This window comes from Azotobacter tropicalis, assembly GCF_059739045.1.
The window spans coordinates 1,587,716-1,602,837 of record NZ_AP046059.1 but is presented as its reverse complement, the minus strand read 5'-3'; the positions used below and the strand labels follow the sequence as shown (position 1 = coordinate 1,602,837).

Sequence of the window (15,122 nt, the reverse complement as noted above, 5' to 3'; positions counted from 1 at the left end):
GCGTTAAGCGTGGTCAGCAGCTTACGCATGCAGGTTGCCAAGGCGACTTTTGGTAGCTTGCCTGCAGCCGAAAGTCATTCGTAGAGGCCTTGGTAACCGAATTGCGGCGACTGCGACTGGCAGTCAGCGTGGATCAGCGCGACAGCCGTGCGCTCTCTACTCACGGGCTCCACATCCCAGCTGCTACAAACTGCGCTAGCCGGTCTGGCCGCCTCAACGGCGCGCAGACTCTACCGCGCTGGTCTGGCCTGAACATACAGGCTGCTTCCATGTCTCCTGGTTCCGGCTTGACTGGATGCGGAATCTATTCCACTACGGCGCCGTTTTTTCAGGGGTCGCCTCTTTTTGTCCTGAGCGGTCCGGCCGATCGATGGATGGAATTTTTTTCTCGACCACTCTTGAAATGCTCTTGGACGCCCACATCTAGCGGTCACCGCAAGGTTCCTGCCGGAAGGCGGGCTATCTTCCGTGGTCCCGCGCTGCGGGCCGCAACCGGCAATGCCGGCTTTTACTAACGGGCCGATGAAGGCATCGGTTGCCGAAACGATAGAAAAACTAGGAGAGATCGACAATGAAGCTTCGTCCTCTGCATGACCGCGTCGTGATTCGTCGTAGCGAAGAAGAAACCAAGACTGCTGGCGGTATCGTGCTGCCGGGCTCCGCTGCCGAAAAACCGAACCGTGGCGAAGTCGTCGCTGTCGGCACTGGTCGCGTGCTGGACAACGGCGAAGTCCGTCCGCTGGCCGTGAAGGTCGGTGACAAGGTGGTGTTCGGACCTTATTCCGGCAGCAACACCATCAAGGTCGATGGCGAAGATCTGCTGGTGATGGGCGAGAACGAAATCCTCGCTGTCATCGAAGCCTGATTCCCGCGAGTCTCCGTAGAAAATCCAAGATTGAGGAACGATCAAAATGGCTGCAAAAGAAGTCAAGTTCGGTGATTCCGCCCGCAAGAAAATGCTGGTAGGCGTGAATGTTCTGGCTGATGCCGTCAAGGCTACTCTCGGCCCGAAAGGCCGCAACGTGGTCCTCGACAAGAGCTTCGGCGCACCGACCATTACCAAGGACGGTGTGTCCGTAGCCAAGGAAATCGAACTCAAAGACAAGTTCGAGAACATGGGCGCCCAGTTGGTGAAGGATGTTGCCTCCAAAGCCAACGACGAAGCCGGCGACGGTACCACCACTGCCACCGTGCTGGCCCAGGCCATCGTCAACGAAGGCCTGAAAGCCGTTGCCGCCGGCATGAACCCCATGGATCTGAAGCGCGGTATCGACAAGGCTACCGTGGCCATCGTCGCCGAGCTGAAGTCGCTGGCCAAGCCGTGTGCCGACTCCAAGGCGATCGCCCAGGTGGGGACCATCTCCGCAAACTCCGACGAATCCATCGGCAACATCATCGCTGAAGCCATGAACAAGGTCGGCAAAGAAGGCGTGATCACCGTCGAAGAGGGTTCGGGTCTGGAGAACGAGCTGTCCGTCGTCGAAGGCATGCAGTTCGATCGTGGCTACCTGTCGCCGTATTTCATCAACAAGCCGGACACCATGGTCGCGGAGCTGGACAACCCGCTGCTGCTGCTGGTCGACAAGAAAATCTCCAACATCCGCGAACTGCTGCCGGTATTGGAGGCTGTGGCCAAGTCCGGTCGCCCGCTGCTAATCGTCGCCGAGGACGTGGAAGGCGAAGCCCTAGCCACCCTGGTGGTCAATAACATGCGCGGCATCGTCAAAGTCGCTGCGGTCAAGGCTCCGGGCTTCGGCGACCGCCGCAAGGCCATGCTGCAGGACATCGCCATCCTGACCGGTGCCACTGTGATTTCCGAAGAAGTCGGCCTGAGCCTTGAAGGCGCCACCCTGGAGCACCTGGGCAACGCTAAGCGTGTCGTGCTGAACAAGGAAAACACCACCATCATCGATGGTGCCGGCGCACAGGTCGACATCGAAGCTCGCGTGGCTCAGATCCGTAAGCAGATCGAGGAAACTTCCTCCGATTATGATCGCGAGAAGCTGCAGGAGCGTCTGGCCAAGCTGGCCGGTGGCGTGGCCGTGATCAAGGTCGGTGCTGCTACCGAAGTCGAGATGAAAGAGAAGAAAGCCCGCGTCGAAGACGCCCTGCACGCAACCCGTGCTGCGGTGGAAGAGGGCGTGGTTCCCGGCGGCGGCGTGGCGCTGGTGCGTGCACTGCAGGCAATCGAAAGCCTGAAGGGCGACAATGAAGATCAAAACGTCGGTATCGCTCTGTTGCGTCGCGCTGTCGAAGCGCCGCTGCGCCAGATCGTCGCCAACGCCGGTGACGAGCCGAGCGTGGTGGTCGACAAGGTCAAGCAGGGCTCTGGCAACTTTGGCTTCAACGCGGCCAGCGGCGTATACGGCGACATGATCGAGATGGGTATTCTCGACCCAGCCAAGGTCACCCGTTCCGCCCTGCAGGCTGCCTCCTCCATCGGCGGTCTGATGATCACCACCGAAGCCATGGTCGCCGACATCGTCGAAGACAAGCCTGCTCCGGCCATGCCGGATATGGGTGGCATGGGTGGTATGGGCGGTATGATGTAGTGCGACGAGAGTCGTATAGGTAGGAGTACCTAGCGGGCTACATCCTAGGCGGTCACCACATGGTTGGTGATCGCTTTTCCCGCAAAACAGCTCTAAAAACCCTAGATCCGGGCGACAAAGCCCGGATCTAGGGTGCCGTCAAGGCGCTAAGGATTCGGCAATTCGTTGCCTAAATATCCGGTCTTCCACCGTGGGGACCATAAAATGATATTCGTACTGAGCCTGTATTTCGTATTTTGAGTACAGGGGAGGTATGGGAGATCGTGTCCAAAAGCTGGCTGCTCCTATCCGTAGGGCGCAAGCCATAGCTGTCATTGTCTCACCCGAAAACCGCAAGGTGGTCGGGGCACGAGACCTTCTGTTCAGCCAGAAAGTAGCCTAGGGGCAGTGCGTCGCCGGTAACGGCGGGGTGCGAAGCGTCCTGACAATGTAGTCCCATGAGGTGGGCGAGCGCTGTTATACGCCCAGAGGTAGTCCCTAAGAGGCGATCGGAAATCCTTGAGCGAGGCGCAGTGAAACGTCTTGGTCGTGGTGTCCTTGATCGTTCGTTTCATCCGCTCGACCTGGCCCTTGATCGTAAGCGTCCGGCCAAGTCATCTGGTTTGAGCCCGCCAGGCTAAGAGATGGTGTCCACCTATTTATCGTGGACACCATCTCCAGGCTTTCAAGCGGGAAATCATGCAGCGTCGTTCCTATTCCACGGCCTTCAAGGCTCAAATCGTGCAGGAGTGTGGCCAGCCCGGCGCCTCCGTCGCCAGCGTGGCGCTGAGCCATGGCATCAACAGCAACGTTGTCCATAAATGGATACGCACGGCTCGCAGCCAGGCGGTTGAAACCCTGCCGGCGTTCATCCCGCTTGCGCTTGAATCGCCGGCGCGAGCGGAGTGCTCATCCAGCGCGGACATCCGTATCGAAATTCCTCATCGCCGTACGACCTTGACCGTTCACTGGCCTGCGGGCGATGCGCAGGGCTGTGCCCGGTTCGTGCGCGAGATCCTGCAATGATCCGTATCGATGCCATCTGGCTCGCCACCGAACCGCTGGATATGCGGGCCGGAACGGAAACGGCGCTGGCCAGGGTGGTGGAGGTCTTCGGTGCGGCGAAGCCACACAACGCCTACCTGTTCGCCAACAAGCGGGCCAACCGCATGAAAGTACTGGTTCACGATGGTTTCGGTGTCTGGCTGGCCTCGCGCCAGCTGAACCGAGGTCGCTTCGTCTGGCCGGGCAGCTGGCAGGGTGCCCAGTTTGAACTGAGCGCCGAGCAGCTTCAGGCACTGGTGGTCGGGCTGCCTTGGCAGCGGGTCGGATCGGGGGCCGAAATCCGCCTTTTATAGTTGGCCGTCAGGTGCCCCATGCCGCGCAATTGACCGAACGGTCTATCGTCGATGGCGATCAAGGCAGGCACACTCGGCGCCATGACTTCTGCTTGCTTCGACCATCTGACTCCCGAGCAACTGCGCGAACTGGCGGCGCAGTTGACGCAGCAGGTCCATTACTACAAAACCCGCGGCGAGCAGCTGGCTCACGAAATTGCCGTCCTCAAGCGGCATCGGTTTGCCCGGCGCAGCGAGCAGCTCAAGGCTGCCCAGCTCAGCCTGCTGGACGATCTGCTCGATACCGATATCGCGGCCATCGAAGCCGAGCTCGAGGAACTGGCTCCAGCTCCCGCCGCTACCGAGCCACGCCGGCAGCCCAAGCGCACGGCCTTGCCGCCGCAGTTCCCCCGCACGCTGATCCATCACGAGCCGGACACCACGCAGTGCTCCTGCGGCTGCCAGCTCAAACGCATCGGTGAAGATGTCAGCGAAAAGCTCGACTACACCCCGGGCGTCTTCACGGTGGAGCAACATATCCGCGGCAAATGGGTCTGCGAACGATGCGAAACGCTGATCCAGGCGCCGGTTCCGGCCCAGGTGATCGACAAGGGCATCCCGACTGCCGGGCTGCTGGCCCAGGTCATGGTGGCCAAGTTCGCCGACCATCTGCCCCTGTACCGGCAGGAAAAGATCTTCGGCCGGGCCGGTTTCGCCCTCCCGCGCTCGACCCTGGCGCAGTGGGTCGGCCGTTGCGGCGTGCAACTGCAACCACTGGTCGATGCGCTGCGGGACATAGTCCTGGAGCAGAACGTCGTCCATGCCGACGAGAGCCCGGTGCAGATGCTCGCGCCGGGCATGAAGAAGACCCAGCGCGCCTACGTCTGGGCCTACGTTCCCAGCCCGTTCGCCGGGCTGCGTGCGACGGTCTACGACTTCAGCCCCAGCCGTGCCGGCGAGCATGCCCGCACCTTCCTGGGCGACTGGAAAGGCAAGCTGGTCTGCGACGACTTCGCCGGTTACAAGGCCTGCTTCGAGCGGGGCGTGACCGAGATCGGCTGCCTGGCCCATGCCCGGCGCAAGTTCTACGACCTGCATGTCGCCAACCAGAGTCAACTGGCCGAGCAGGCTCTGCGTTACATCGGTCAGCTGTACGACATCGAGCGCGAGGTGCGCGACCTGCCGCCCGACGAGCGATGGCGAATACGCCAGGAAAAAGCCAAGCCCATCGCCGATGCCCTGCACGGCTGGATGCTCACCCAGCGCCGGTTGGTGCATGAAGGCACGGCCATCGCCAAGGCACTCGACTACTGCCTCAAGCGCTGGACGGCCCTCGTGCGCTATCTCGATGACGGGATGGTGGCGATAGATAACAACTGGTGCGAAAACCAGATACGCCCGTGGGCCATCGGCCGCGCAAATTGGCTGTTCGCCGGCTCACTGCGCAGCGGCAAGCGTGCGGCCGCCCTGATGACGCTGATTCAATCGGCACGCCTGAACGGGCATGATCCGTATGCCTATCTGAAAGATGTGCTGACCCGGCTGCCGACGCAGAAGGCCAGCGAGATCACCCAGCTGCTGCCACACAACTGGAAACCTTCCTGCAAGGTGTGATGCCCGGCCGCTTACCCTTGATCCACGGATAGAAGGGTTTAGTCAGGCGATGTTCAATACCATGCGCTGGCAGAGCGCATCGAGCGGATGCGTCCGGTAAGCCTCGATTCCAGTCTTTTTGGGCGAACTGGATGCCGTTGTCGGTCAGGATCGTGTGGACGCGATACGGCAAAGCCTTCAGGGTGGATTGCAGGAGGTCGACGGCAGTCTTTCGGGTGGCCTGCGCGTACAGCTCGGCCTGGACGAACTGGGTGGTGCGGTCGATCGACAGGCCTTACCCTCGGCGGTCCGCGTCTAAGGGATATCCATGTGCAGATAGCTAACGCTTGAAGGGCTTTTTCTCCTGGCCCGGCTTGCTCGAGCGAGGCAGGAAACTGGCACCGTGGCGCTGGAAGAAGAGGCGCAGGCTCGACTCAGCCTTGAGCATTTCTCTTCAAACCAGGCCGATTTCTTCCTGTGTCAGAGTACGGTAATGACCGGGCTCCAAGTACGGATCCAACTTCAATGGCCCCATGCTTTCTCGGTGCAGGCGCAGCACGCGGTTGCGAAAGTGTCCAAACATACGCTTGACCTGATGGTATCGCCCTTCAAACAGTGTCAGTCGTGCACTGCAGTTGCCGAGAATCTCCAGACGAGCAGGCTGGGTGACTAGATCCTCGAAGGCGAAATAGAGGCCACGGGCAAATGTCTCGATATATTCCTCGCCTATCGGCTCGGCAGTTTCCACATAATACACCTTGGCCAACTTGTGCTGCGGATGGGTAATGCGGCGGGACCAGTGCCCATCATTGGTGAGCAGCAGCAAGCCGGTGGTGCCGAGGTCGAGTCGTCCAGCCAGATGTAGTTCTTGTCTGTCCGACGCACTCAGCAAGTCGAGTACGGTGCGGTGCCGCTCATGGCTGGTGGCGCTGACCACTCCTGCTGGCTTATGCAGCATGAAATAGCGCGCTGCTCTTCCAGGCTGCAGAAGCTTGTCGTCCAGTTCGATTCGGTTGAATTCGCGAATTTCAAAGCGCCCATCGCGAACCACTTGGCCATCAATGCGCACCCGTCCGCTGGCCAGCAGCAGGCGGGCATCCCGACGGTTGAAGCGGGGCTGATTGCCAAGAAAGCGATCAAGGCGCATCGGCGGCGACCTCGTTGTGCAGTTGCTGCAGGTAGCGGGAACAGAGGCAGCCTTGGTCGCGAAGGTTTCCAGACTGACGTATGAAGTCGGGACTGATCGGTTTGGAAAAACAGCAGTATGTATTTTGGCTCGGTGGCGAGCTTCCCAAGCTACACGTGTTGCCGTTGCCGAATCCGAGGCAGCGCTTGAAGTTTGTATGCAAGCTCATATCAAAATTGCACTTATATGGTGCAAAAATATTTTTCTTCACCGAACCAGTGCACAAGTCCGCCGAAGGGTAATGGCAAAGAATAAGCATCCATGCGTAGAATGACCTCATAAAATTTGCAGATTTTATCTGCTGACTCGCTTTAATTTATTGTTTTTCTTTGGTTTTATGCATTATAGATGATGCGAGGAGTGTTCAATGCGTGGCTTGTCTATGTGCCTTTTAGGTGCAGTTCTACTATTGAGCGGTTGCAGTTTTAGTGCGCCGGGGGTTCGTGCTGAACTCGGAGATGGTGTTCACCTTGATCTAGGCGGTGGTGATCATGGAGGTCATGGCGGAAATTTCTGTCCGCCGGGGCAAGCCAAGAAGGGTAATTGTTGAACGGACGTGCCCAGTCAATGTCAAAAGGATGTCGTCTAGTAAAGGCCAGCTTATGCTGGCCTTTGTTGTGTTAGGAGTGCATCCACCATGTTATATCGATCTCTGCTGGTTGCCCTGCTAGGTTTATTTCTAAGCGCATGTGCCGTATACGACTATGATTACGACGATTATGGCCATGATGACCATCATTATGATTCTCGCGATGATGGAGCATACCATTATCATTATCATTATCGTAACGATGCCTATCGATACCCTTCCCAACACGATGATCACCGGCATCTTTCGGACAAGGTCTACCGATCTGCTTCTCCCAGTCGCGACTGGCGCACGGAGCAAAAGGAGACTCCGCGCTACAACGGACGTTGGGAGGATCGTCATGAGCGGCGCCAAGAGTGGCGCGGTGCGCCCCGCAAGCAGGATAGGCATTCCGACTGGCACTGGGGCGATGATTGGGACAAGGATCGTTCCCGGCGTTCCTCAGATCAGGAACGCTGGCACGACCGGGGCCGCCAGCATGAGAAGGATGACTGGGACAACTGGCGTGACTGAAGCTTGGGCTGCCCGTATCCGGCAGCCTGGCGGAGGCCTCTCTATCTGTTACGCCATTGTGGCGTACGCTTTTCGAGAAAGGCATTGACGCCTTCGCGGGTGTCTTCGGCCTCGAAGAGATCGACGAAGCGCTCGCGCTCTGTCGCCAGCCAGGCGTTTGGTCCTCGTTCGCGAGCAGCCTGGATCAGTGGCTTGATGGTACGGATCGCGACCGGGCTCTGTTGCGCCACCTTAGCTGCCAGCAGTAGAGCGTGGCCACGGGATTCTCCAGGTTCAACGACCTCCTCAATAAGTCCGATATGTCGGGCTGTCTCAGCGTTCACCCGTTCGCCGCAGAGGATCATGCGTTTAGCCCAGCCTTCGCCGACCAACCAGGACAGCAGTTGGGTGCCTCCTGCACAAGGGAGCAGACCCACAGTGGCCTCTGGCAGGGCCAGCAAGGCTTGGCGCTCGGCGATGCGAATGTCACAGGCCAGTGCGCATTCCAAGCCGCCACCCATGGCATAGCCGTTGATCGCAGCGATAGAGACGCCTCGAAAGTCGCGCAGAGCCTCGAAGGCTTCGCCAAAGCGACGAGCCATCTCACGGGCGCGTGCTTTGTCGCCATCGGCAAACAGCTTGAGATCGGCGCCGGCGCTGAAGAATTTTTCTCCTTGGCCGGTCATCACCAAGGCATAGATATCGTTGTCGCGGTTGAGATGCTCAAGCAGCAGCCGCAGGCCGATCAGCGAATCGCGATCCCAGGTATTGGCTGGCGGGTGGTTGATGGTGATCAACGCGGTATGTCCGTGTTTTTCCACAGTCAACTTATGGGTCAGATCGAACAGGCCGGGATGATAGGTTTCTACAGCATGACTCATGGTGGTTTCCTTGGGGCAAGCTGACGGCTTCGGCTGCAGTGCTACAGTCGCTCCTGTGTGTCGCCCTTCTCTTACAGATGGCGGGCGATGATTGCCCGCATGATTTCGCTGTTGCCTCCGAGGGGCTGTTGCACATGGTTGTCATGCGCTCGGTGACCTAGCGGCTAGTTGTTCGGATAGCCATAACTGCCGTGGAGTTGCAGGGCTTCGTTGCAGAACTCTGCGCGCTGGTCAGTGGCCAAGCGCTTGGCCATTTCATCCTAAAGGCTAGCCTGCGGATCGTCGTGGTCCAGCCAATTTGTAACCAACAGGCCCGTCGGGAGGATGCTCTCATTCACAGGGCTGCACACTTCTTCGAAAGCGATGATTGGGCACTCTTGGCGCATTAGCCCATTTTTCCCGGTATGGGCAATAACAGTCAGTGCATCGGTACTGACGGTGGCAGAGACGAGGTATTTGTTGACCATGCAGAGCAATGGATATCGCCAGCAGGTGAGAGCAGCTGTTGGGCGGCGGCCAAGACTGTTGTTCGTCAGCCCGTTGCGTTGGTATGCAAGGCCCAAGTAGCTATTTCGGCCGGTCGGATGGAGTGCCGTCGGTTAAAAGCAATATTTGCCGCCTTGATTGGTAGTCCGCGCCTAGAAATGGTCAAAGCATTATCAATCAGTAGGGTTCTTCGGTGAGTTCAAGTTAACTGGTACTCATTCATGGAGAGTGGTCATATAGCGTTATCGCGAGGCTGAACATCGTATTCATGGCAGCCAAACAGGTCTTCCGCTGCAGAGATGAATGGGCGTCTCATGTTGTTATGGCGACATTTGGAGGGATCATGGCAAGAAGCTGTGCCTTGACTTGGTTACGGGGCTTCTCTAGCGTGCCGCGGTCATCTGCAAGAGGGAAAGATATGGGTAGTGCTGAGGGCCGTATCAAGCTAGAGGCTTCTTGGAAGGAGGTGCTCCAAGACGAGTTCGAAAAGCCTTATATGCAGGAGTTGGGTGATTTCCTGCGGCAGGAGAAGGCGGCTGGCAAGGAAATCTATCCGCCGGGGGCACTCATCTTCAATGCACTGGATTCGACGCCCTTGAATCAGGTCAAAGTAGTGATCATCGGCCAGGATCCTTACCATGGCCCTGGTCAGGCCCATGGCTTGTGCTTCTCTGTGCAGCCGGGTGTACCAGTACCGCCGTCGCTGCAGAACATCTTCAAGGAGCTCAAGCGCGATCTGAACGTCGACATACCGAAGCACGGTTATCTGCAGCGCTGGGCCGAGCAGGGCGTGCTGTTGCTCAATACCTCGCTGACGGTGGAGCGGGGTACTGCGGGGTCGCATGCCGGCAGGGGCTGGCAGCAATTCACTGATCGGGTAATCGAGGTAGTCAGCCAGCGGCGGGAGCATGTGGTGTTCATGCTCTGGGGTTCTCATGCGCAGAGCAAGCGGCGTCTAATTGATGCGAGCAAGCACCTGATCCTCTGTTCGGCGCATCCCTCGCCTCTGTCAGCCCATCGCGGCTTCATTGGCAATGGCCATTTCAGCCGTGCCAACCAATTTCTCGAGCAGCATGGCGAGACGCCGATTGATTGGCGCCTGCCTGAAGAACCTTGAGTGCAGAGTTGCTTAGCGCTGGGTTTCCAACTCATGGTTCAGTTCATAGGGGAGATCGAGTAGATGGAGGGCGGGACCTTCGAGAGTGCCCAGGGTGATGCGGCCATCTTCGACAGCATCTTCCTGCAGTACAGCGAGTAGTTCGACTCCGTTCTCTGTTGGGGCGGCCAGAGCCACTTCGCCGACACTGGTGCGATGTACCGGAGAGAATAGCTCGGTGGCTGGCGCCGGCGTATCTCCGCCCTCCAGCGCCAGACGATAGAGGCGGCGCTTGAGCTTGCCCAAATACTGCATGCGCGCGACGATTTCCTGACCGCTATAACAGCCCTTCTTGAAGCTCACTCCGCCGACCGCCTGTAGGTTGATCATTTGCGGGATGAAAAGCTCGCGGGTTGCGCCGAAAACCTGGCCGATTCCGGCGCGGATCTGTGCCAGCAACCAGCGCTCCAGCGGGGCCTCGGGCAAGTGGCTGGCCAGCCGGGCATGCAGCGCCTCAGTCTGCTTGGCTGGTGCCCAGATCTCAGCGCGCCCGTCCTCCAGGCGGATAGCGATGATTTCGCCATTGCGCACGACCTGGCCGGTTTCCTGAGGGAGATCCAGCCCCAAGTCGGCGAGAGCAACATCGCCGTTTACGAGGCCGAAGCGGCCCCAGGTACCGCTTTCATTGCTGAGCTGAGATTTGGAGAAGGCCGCAAATTTCTTTAGTTCTATCTGTTGTGGCTCGATCAATTCGCTGGCCATGGCCAAGAGAAAGCCGTCCCGTTCGGGGAGGAGACGAAAGCTCGACACCATGCGTCCCTTGGGTGTGCAGCGGGCGCCAAGGCTGGAACTGCCGTCCTTCAGGTAGTTGAGGTTGCAGGTCAGTTGCCCCTGAAGAAATTTATCGGCATCTGGACCGCGAACGGCAAGCACGCCTTCGTGGGTCAATGGACAGAAGAAAGCGGAATCGGCCATGAGCATCACTGCAGTTGATAATGGGTAGCTGTCATCATAGAGACCGGTCCATGCCTTGTCAGCGGTGTCGTCGCGCTACGACACCGCTATAATGCGGTCCTCTTTCAAGGAGCCCACTCCATGGCCGATGATATCGAACTCAACCGACTTTTCTGGCACAGCCGGCGCGGCATGCTGGAGCTGGACGTGCTGCTGGTACCTTTCGTGAAGGAGGCCTACTCTGCTCTGGATGCCGAGGATCAGGCCCGTTTCCGCAAGCTGCTGACCTGCGAGGATCAGGACATGTTTGGCTGGTTTATGCGTCGGGAAGATCCAACAGATCCTGACTTGCGCCGCATGGTGAACATGATTCTGGATCGTGTCCAACCCAAGTGATGTCTTTGAGTGCCGCTGGCACCCTTCGTGGCAGTTGTTGGCGGCCTATCTGATTATTCAGGCGCTTGCCGTGACATCCGTTGCACTAGCCGATATTCCTTCTTGGGGGCGCCTGCTTGGTATCTCGTGGTGCCTGGCGCATGCGGTCTGGTGTCTGCCCAGGCAGATCCTGCTGTCCCACGTTGCGGCTTTCCGTGGAGTACGCAGCACTGCCGATGGTTGGCAGTTGTGGAGTGTACGTGATGGCTGGCAATCAGTGCAGTTGCGGCCGGACAGTCTGGCTTTACCGTTGGCTGTTATCTTGCGCTTCCGCCTGCCGGAGAGTCGGTGGGTGAGGGAGGTATGCATCCCGCGTGATGCACTGGCGCGGGATGTTCATCGTCAGTTGCGGGTACGGCTTAAGTTCAGTCGGCGTAGGTGGATGGCACCAGAATAGTGTCGCGGGCCTCGGGCAGCATATCCGGATAGTCCAAGGTGTAGTGCAGTCCGCGGCTTTCATGGCGTTGCATGGCCGAGCGAATCATCAGGTCGGCAACCTGGGCCAGGTTGCGCAATTCGATCAGGTCGCGGCTGACTTTGTAGTTGCTATAGAACTCGTCGATTTCGCCGAGCAGCAGCCTGACGCGGTGTTGGGCTCGCTGCAGGCGTTTGCTGGTGCGCACGATGCCGACATAGTCCCACATGAAGCGCCGCAGCTCGTCCCAGTTGTGTGCAATGATCACATCTTCGTCGGAGTCGGTAACTTGGCTGGCATCCCAGCTCGGTAGATTGTGGGGTAGTTTGATGTCAGCCATTTGTTCCTCCATATCGAGTGCTGCGGAGCGGGCATAAACGAAGCACTCGAGCAGAGAATTGCTGGCCATGCGGTTGGCACCGTGCAGACCGGTAAAGCTGGTTTCGCCGACAGCATAAAGGCCGGGGATGTCCGTTCGGCCATGGTTATCAACGACGACGCCGCCGCAGGTATAGTGGGCAGCAGGCACCACGGGAATCGGTTCGCGGGTAATATCGATGCCGAAATCTAGGCAGCGTTCATAAACGGTCGGGAAGTGCGAGCGGACGAAGTCCGCTGGTTTGTGGCTGATGTCCAGATACACGCAGTCGACTCCGAGGCGCTTCATTTCATGGTCGATGGCTCGGGCCACGACATCCCGGGGAGCCAGTTCGGCCCGGAAATCGAAGCGTGGCATGAAGCGCTCGCCACTCGGTAGCTTGAGCAACCCGCCTTCACCGCGTAGGGCTTCGGTGATCAGGAAGTTCTTGGCTTGCGGGTGGTATAGGCAGGTGGGATGGAACTGGTTGAATTCCAGGTTGCCCACCCGGCAGCCGGCACGCCAAGCCATGGCAATGCCATCGCCACAGGCGCTATCGGGGTTACTGGTGTAGAGGTAGACCTTAGCTGCCCCGCCGCAGGCCAGGGTGGTAAAGCGCGCGCTATAAGTATCGACTTCGCCGCTCTGGCGATTGAGCACGTAGGCTCCCAGGCATCGCCTGCCCGGCAAGCCGAGCTTGCCTTCGGTAATCAGGTCGATGGCAACGTGCTGTTCGAGCAGTTCAATATTCGGCCGCTTCTGTACTTGGGCCAGTAGGGTTTTGAAGATGGCTGCACCGGTGGCGTCGGCGGCATGGATGATGCGCCGATGGCTATGGCCACCTTCGCGGGTCAGGTGGAATGCAAAGCCACCATCATCACGAAGCGTCGGATCTTCGCGAGTGAAGGGTACGCCTTGTTCAATCAGCCATTGGATGGCTTCCCGGCTATGCTCCACTGTAAAGCGAACCGCCTCCTGCCTGCAGAGACCTGCACCGGCGATTAAAGTATCTTCGACATGAGACTCGACGGTATCAGTATCATCTAGCACGGCGGCAACCCCTCCTTGAGCCCAGAAGGTGGAGCCATTGGATAGTTCTCCCTTGCTCAGAATTGCAATGCGCAGGTGAGGCGGTAGATTGAGTGCCAGGGTCAGGCCGGCCGCGCCGCTGCCAATGATCAGAATATCATGCTGAAAATGTTGGCTCATGTCGAAAAATCCGGAAAAAACAAAGGCTAGTAGGAGAGGTCGGGCTTGGCGCAGGCGCCGACTTGGCTGCAGAGCGGTGGGGGAACTCTGTATCTTTTTAGACGTCAAAAACCGGCTGCAACAGGATGGCACACCGGTTGGCGGTAGTGAAAGCTCAGAGAAGGGCTGGGTTAGCCTAGTGAGTGACTATTCCCATGGCGGGTAGTTCAGGTTGCTTGATCCGTTCGGAGTTTTTCACTTTTTACGGGAAGCCTCGCTTGGGGGGAGAACTTTTGCTTAATGCCCGTGTCAATAGAGATAAGGTGATCCGGTGTCTGATGCTGCGTCCCCGAGGGTTTAACGAGGAGTTTTCATGTTAAACCAGGAGCAAGATCAGCAATTGGTCGAGCGGGTGCAGCGTGGTGACAGACGAGCCTTCGATCTGCTAGTGCTGAAATATCAGCACAAAATTCTCGGTTTGATTGTGCGTTTTGTGCATGATGCCCATGAGGCTCAGGATGTGGCTCAGGAGGCTTTTATTAAGGCCTATCGTGCGCTTGGCAACTTTCGAGGCGACAGCGCTTTCTATACGTGGTTGTACCGTATCGCTATCAATACTGCGAAAAATCATCTGGTGGCCAGAGGGCGACGCCCTCCAGATAGCGATGTGAGTGCAGGTGATGCCGAATTTTATGAGGGCGACCATGCTCTCAAGGATATCGAGTCGCCGGAGCGCTCGTTGCTGCGAGATGAAATCGAGGCCACTGTGCATCGTACCATTCAACAATTGCCAGAAGATTTGCGTACGGCGTTGACGCTGCGTGAGTTTGATGGACTGAGTTATGAAGATATTGCCAGTGTCATGCAATGTCCGGTTGGCACTGTGCGTTCACGCATCTTTCGGGCGCGTGAAGCAATTGATAAAGCGCTGCAGCCATTACTGCAGGAAACCTGAGACTGCGGCCGTCAGCCGAGAGAGGTATCGTCATGAGTCGTGAAGCCCTGTATGAGTCGCTGTCCGCAGTGATGGATGACGAGGCGGACGAGGTGGAGTTGCATCGAGTGCTTGCTGCTAGCAAGGATGATGCCGAACTTCGGGCTGCGTGGTCTCGTTATCAACTGGCACGGGCGGCTATGCATAGGGAATTGCTGGAGCCGCGTTTGAATATTGCTGCAGGGGTGTCAGCCGCACTGGATGCTGAGGCAGCTCCAAGGATTAGATTCTCCTCTTGGGGAATTGTTGGCCGTGTAGCAGTAGCGGCCTCAGTGACTGTTGCAGTGTTGGCGGGGTTCGCCTATACAACCAAGGCGAAATGAATAGTGCCGAAGTGGCTCTGCAGGCCTCGCAGCCCTCTCTCTCGGTTCCGCAGGTGCAGGGGGCGCCGGTTTTGGCGGGATATATCGAGGGAGCTGCACAGCCCCAAGAGTCCTTGTCGAAAGAAGCGGATAAGACCTCAGAGTGGCATGAGAAAAGGCTTCCGGTCTATCTTCGTCAGCATGTGCAGCAGTCGGCTGTGAATGGCGCTGAGACTGCGTTGCCCTATGCCCGTGCGGCCAGCTTAGATAATCGCTAAGAGGACG

14 protein-coding genes and 1 pseudogene are annotated in these 15,122 nt (G+C 58.2%); 11 read left to right on the top strand and 4 right to left on the bottom strand.

What is annotated here, in order from left to right; translation table 11 throughout:
- The first annotated feature begins 571 nt into the window (after window positions 1-571).
- The 5 genes from Atro_RS07450 (at window position 572) to tnpC (ending at window position 5,482) form a co-directional block, all read left to right on the top strand.
- Complete coding sequence (locus Atro_RS07450; protein ID WP_349572128.1) at window positions 572-865, top strand: co-chaperone GroES; 294 nt, start codon at window positions 572-574, stop codon at window positions 863-865.
- Between the two features lie 46 nt (window positions 866-911).
- Window positions 912-2,552 (top strand): chaperonin GroEL, encoded by a 1,641-nt coding sequence (groL, locus tag Atro_RS07445; RefSeq protein WP_497927072.1) that lies wholly within the window; start codon window positions 912-914, stop codon window positions 2,550-2,552.
- A gap of 678 nt (window positions 2,553-3,230) precedes the next feature.
- Window positions 3,231-3,557 carry an IS66-like element accessory protein TnpA gene (gene tnpA / locus Atro_RS07440; protein ID WP_497923361.1) on the top strand — a complete coding sequence of 109 codons (327 nt, stop codon included), beginning with the start codon at window positions 3,231-3,233 and terminating at the stop codon, window positions 3,555-3,557.
- Window positions 3,554-3,889, top strand: a complete 336-nt coding sequence (gene tnpB / locus Atro_RS07435; RefSeq protein WP_497923359.1) for an IS66 family insertion sequence element accessory protein TnpB — start codon at window positions 3,554-3,556, stop codon at window positions 3,887-3,889. Before tnpA ends, tnpB begins: the two co-directional genes overlap by 4 nt.
- 81 nt (window positions 3,890-3,970) lie before the next feature.
- Window positions 3,971-5,482 (top strand): IS66 family transposase, encoded by a 1,512-nt coding sequence (tnpC, locus tag Atro_RS07430; protein ID WP_497927609.1) that lies wholly within the window; start codon window positions 3,971-3,973, stop codon window positions 5,480-5,482.
- A gap of 433 nt (window positions 5,483-5,915) precedes the next feature.
- On the opposite strand, the gene Atro_RS07425 is transcribed toward tnpC, so the two are convergent.
- Entirely contained in the window at window positions 5,916-6,608 is a 693-nt protein-coding gene (locus tag Atro_RS07425) for a pseudouridine synthase (protein ID WP_497927071.1), read from the bottom strand.
- A gap of 676 nt (window positions 6,609-7,284) precedes the next feature.
- Between Atro_RS07425 and Atro_RS07420 the strand changes: the two genes are divergently transcribed.
- A complete protein-coding gene (locus Atro_RS07420) occupies window positions 7,285-7,749 on the top strand; it encodes a hypothetical protein (protein ID WP_497927070.1) in 465 nt (154 codons plus the stop codon).
- Window positions 7,750-7,790: 41 nt separating this feature from the next.
- Here the strand turns inward: Atro_RS07420 and Atro_RS07415 are convergent, their stop codons facing one another.
- The gene (locus tag Atro_RS07415) at window positions 7,791-8,609 is read right to left on the bottom strand and encodes an enoyl-CoA hydratase (RefSeq protein WP_497927069.1); all 819 of its coding nucleotides are present in this window, start codon (window positions 8,607-8,609) and stop codon (window positions 7,791-7,793) included.
- 904 nt (window positions 8,610-9,513) lie between these two features.
- Between Atro_RS07415 and ung the strand changes: the two genes are divergently transcribed.
- Window positions 9,514-10,212 (top strand): uracil-DNA glycosylase, encoded by a 699-nt coding sequence (gene ung, locus Atro_RS07410; protein ID WP_497927068.1) that lies wholly within the window; start codon window positions 9,514-9,516, stop codon window positions 10,210-10,212.
- Between the two features lie 12 nt (window positions 10,213-10,224).
- Here the strand turns inward: ung and ygfZ are convergent, their stop codons facing one another.
- Entirely contained in the window at window positions 10,225-11,166 is a 942-nt protein-coding gene (gene ygfZ, locus Atro_RS07405) for a CAF17-like 4Fe-4S cluster assembly/insertion protein YgfZ (protein ID WP_497927067.1), read from the bottom strand.
- 120 nt (window positions 11,167-11,286) lie between these two features.
- Between ygfZ and Atro_RS07400 the strand changes: the two genes are divergently transcribed.
- Both Atro_RS07400 and Atro_RS07395 read left to right on the top strand, forming a co-directional pair.
- Entirely contained in the window at window positions 11,287-11,541 is a 255-nt protein-coding gene (locus tag Atro_RS07400) for an FAD assembly factor SdhE (RefSeq protein ID WP_497927066.1), read from the top strand.
- Window positions 11,525-11,977, top strand: coding sequence for a protein YgfX (locus tag Atro_RS07395; protein WP_497927065.1), 453 nt, complete (start codon window positions 11,525-11,527; stop codon window positions 11,975-11,977). Before Atro_RS07400 ends, Atro_RS07395 begins: the two co-directional genes overlap by 17 nt.
- On the opposite strand, the gene nadB is transcribed toward Atro_RS07395, so the two are convergent.
- A complete protein-coding gene (gene nadB / locus Atro_RS07390) occupies window positions 11,946-13,562 on the bottom strand; it encodes an L-aspartate oxidase (protein WP_497927064.1) in 1,617 nt (538 codons plus the stop codon). The two genes, Atro_RS07395 and nadB, sit on opposite strands and share 32 nt — an antisense overlap.
- A 352-nt stretch (window positions 13,563-13,914) precedes the next feature.
- Between nadB and rpoE the strand changes: the two genes are divergently transcribed.
- Window positions 13,915-14,496 carry an RNA polymerase sigma factor RpoE/AlgU gene (gene rpoE, locus Atro_RS07385; protein ID WP_061289897.1) on the top strand — a complete coding sequence of 194 codons (582 nt, stop codon included), beginning with the start codon at window positions 13,915-13,917 and terminating at the stop codon, window positions 14,494-14,496.
- A 32-nt stretch (window positions 14,497-14,528) separates the two neighbouring features.
- A pseudogene (locus Atro_RS07380) lies at window positions 14,529-15,115 on the top strand (sigma-E factor negative regulatory protein).
- Window positions 15,116-15,122: the final 7 nt, after the last annotated feature.

Coding starts and splice junctions, on each gene's coding strand:
- Atro_RS07400 (WP_497927066.1), top strand. CDS start 11,287: ATGGCCGATGATATCGAACTCAACCGACTTTTCTGGCACAGCCGGCGC.
- tnpC (WP_497927609.1), top strand. CDS start 3,971: ATGACTTCTGCTTGCTTCGACCATCTGACTCCCGAGCAACTGCGCGAA.
- ung (WP_497927068.1), top strand. CDS start 9,514: ATGGGTAGTGCTGAGGGCCGTATCAAGCTAGAGGCTTCTTGGAAGGAG.
- Atro_RS07415 (WP_497927069.1), bottom strand. CDS start 8,609: ATGAGTCATGCTGTAGAAACCTATCATCCCGGCCTGTTCGATCTGACC.
- tnpA (WP_497923361.1), top strand. CDS start 3,231: ATGCAGCGTCGTTCCTATTCCACGGCCTTCAAGGCTCAAATCGTGCAG.
- ygfZ (WP_497927067.1), bottom strand. CDS start 11,166: ATGGCCGATTCCGCTTTCTTCTGTCCATTGACCCACGAAGGCGTGCTT.
- nadB (WP_497927064.1), bottom strand. CDS start 13,562: ATGAGCCAACATTTTCAGCATGATATTCTGATCATTGGCAGCGGCGCG.
- Atro_RS07425 (WP_497927071.1), bottom strand. CDS start 6,608: ATGCGCCTTGATCGCTTTCTTGGCAATCAGCCCCGCTTCAACCGTCGG.
- tnpB (WP_497923359.1), top strand. CDS start 3,554: ATGATCCGTATCGATGCCATCTGGCTCGCCACCGAACCGCTGGATATG.
- groL (WP_497927072.1), top strand. CDS start 912: ATGGCTGCAAAAGAAGTCAAGTTCGGTGATTCCGCCCGCAAGAAAATG.
- Atro_RS07450 (WP_349572128.1), top strand. CDS start 572: ATGAAGCTTCGTCCTCTGCATGACCGCGTCGTGATTCGTCGTAGCGAA.
- rpoE (WP_061289897.1), top strand. CDS start 13,915: ATGTTAAACCAGGAGCAAGATCAGCAATTGGTCGAGCGGGTGCAGCGT.
- Atro_RS07420 (WP_497927070.1), top strand. CDS start 7,285: ATGTTATATCGATCTCTGCTGGTTGCCCTGCTAGGTTTATTTCTAAGC.